1 protein-coding gene is annotated in these 2,427 nt (G+C 68.9%); it reads left to right on the top strand.

The genetic code is table 11. The annotated features are described in order from the left end of the window. A partial coding sequence (locus C5F48_RS23130) for a haloacid dehalogenase-like hydrolase (RefSeq protein WP_107666046.1) occupies window positions 1–2,427 on the top strand: 2,427 nt, incomplete at both ends.

Below are 2,427 nucleotides of genomic sequence, written 5' to 3' on the forward strand. Positions count from 1 at the left end.
GGAACCCTGCTGTCATCGGACATGCTGCACGAGACCTTCTGGTCGGCCTTCGGGCGCGATTGGACCGTGCCGTTGCGGGCGGCGAGCGCCTTGCTGCAGGGACGGGCGGCGCTGAAGCGGGTGCTGGCGAACGCCGCTCGGGTGGACGTCACGACCTTGCCCTACAATCCCGCGGTGATCGCCACGGTGAAGGACTGGCGGGCGCGGGGCGGCCGGGCGGTGCTCGTCACCGCCAGCGACGCGGATCTGGCCCATGCCATCGCGGAGCATTTGGGAATCTTCGACGAGGTGCATGGCTCGGATGGCGTGCGGAACCTCAAGGCTGCGGAGAAGGCCGATTTCCTGAACCGGCGCTATGGCCCGCGCGGCTACGCCTACATGGGTGATTCCGCCGCGGATCTGAAAGTATGGCCGCATGCCGCGCGCGCCATCACAGTGAACGCCTCCGCCGCCGTGCGGCAGAGGTTGCGCGGGCTGGACGTCCCCGTGGCCGATCTGCAGGTCGCGGATCATCGGCGGCTGCCGCTCGCGGCCATGCTGCGGCCGGAGCATTGGTGTCTGGCCCTGCTGGCGCTGGTTCCTCTGCTGATCGGGCATGACCTGTCGCCGGCCCGGGTGGCGCAGGGCCTGTTCGCCCTCGTCTGCGTCGCGCTCGTCACCTCCGGTGCGGGCGTCATCCGCGATCTGCTGACGCTGGAGGCCGACCGATCCGATCCGGTCCGGCGTGACAGGCCCTTCGCCGCGGGCAAGGCGTCGCTGGCCGGTGGCGCGGTTCTCGCAGTGGCGCTGATCGCCCTGGGCCTTGTCGCCGCCGCCCTGTCGGGGCCGGTGCTGGCCGTCCTCCTGCTGACTCTGGTGGTGGTGAGCGCGCTGCGGGCGCTGTGGCGCCCGGGGCCCCTCGCGGACAGCCTGCTGTCCGCGGCGCAGGCGACGCTTCCGCTGCTCGCCGGCGCGACCGTCACAGGCCTCCCTGTCCCGCTCTGGACCCTCGCCTTTGCAGCGCTTCTGTTCCTCGCAGCGGCGGCGGTCGGGCGTCACATCGAACCGTCGCGGCCCGCCACGCGCCCGCTCGGCGCTCCGATGCTTCTGGTGACCCTTCTGGGCAGCCTGGTCCTGATGGCGCCGACGGTGCTGAACGGCGCGCCGTTCCTCTATTACGACACGTCGTCCTACATCTGGTACCCGCACAGTCTTGCCCATGCCGCGCTCGACCTCGTCCGGTCCGGAACGCCGACCGAGACGCTGACCATCTTTTCCGGCAGATCGCTGTATTATGGCCTGTTCACCTATCTCTCGACCGCCCTGACCCAGGGCTGGACGCTGGTCTGGGCTCAGGCCGCCGTCCTCGCCTGGCTCGTCGCCCTGAGCTGCCGCCTCTTCCTGCCGGACGGCTGGATACGCGCCTCGGTGCTGACCGCCGCCGGGCTCGCGGTCCTGACGCCGGCGGGTTTCTTCGTGGGGCTGCTCACGCCGGATATCTGGTCGGGGTTTCTCGTCACCGGCGTCGCCCTGCTGCTGGCCGCGCGCGAAAAGCTGTCCGGGCGCGAGATCTGGGCGCTCTGGTTAATCGTGGTCTTCGCCGCCCTCGCCCATGCGAGCCATCTGGCCCTGCTCCTGTCGATGACCACGCTCGCCGGGCTGGCGCTGCTGATCCCCCGCCTGCGGCCGCTGCTGTCGGGAAGAACCCTCGCCACCCTGCTGGGCGCCGCTGTCCTCGGCATCGCCGGGCAGATCCCGCCCTCGGCGCTGACAAAGGCGGTCACCGGCCAGTCGCCGTTGGCATTGCCGCATTTCACGGCGCATCTGGTCGATCTTGGCCCCGGAACGCGGCTGGTGCAGGAAACTTGCCCGCAGAGCGGCTATGCGGTCTGCGCCTTCGCGGACCGGCTGCCGATGGACTGGGCGGCCTTCATGTTCGACGACGACCCCCGGACTGGGGCCTACTGGATTTCCGAGTCCGCCGTGCAGCGCGCCTTGTCGGCGGAACAGGTCGGCTTCCTGCTGGATGTCGTCGCAGCCTATCCGTTTTCCACGCTGGGCGGGCTGGCGCTGGACGGGGTGGAGCAACTCTGGACACTGTCAGTCGAGGATGTGCCGATGCCGCCCCGGAAGGCCGAGTTCCTGGCGAATTTCTTCCAGCCGGAGCTCGTGGAGATGACCCATGCTTCGGCGATGTACAACCATCCCGGGCTGCGGCATCTGGTGACGGCGCTGGGATATCTCAGTCTCGCGGGGAGCCTGCTCTTCGCAATCGCCCTTTCGTCGCGATCGGTGTCTACCTCACCGCTGCGGCATGATCTTGAAGCAACGATTTTCACCTTCGTGGGCGTGGTCGTCATCGGACTGGTGCTGAACGCGCTGATCTGTGGCATCCTCGCCTCGCCCTATGGCCGTTTTCAGGCCCGTCTCATCTGGCTTCTGCCCTTC

Origin of the sequence: Cereibacter changlensis JA139, assembly GCF_003034985.1 — a bacterium.
In the GTDB taxonomy this organism is placed as follows: domain Bacteria; phylum Pseudomonadota; class Alphaproteobacteria; order Rhodobacterales; family Rhodobacteraceae; genus Cereibacter; species Cereibacter changlensis.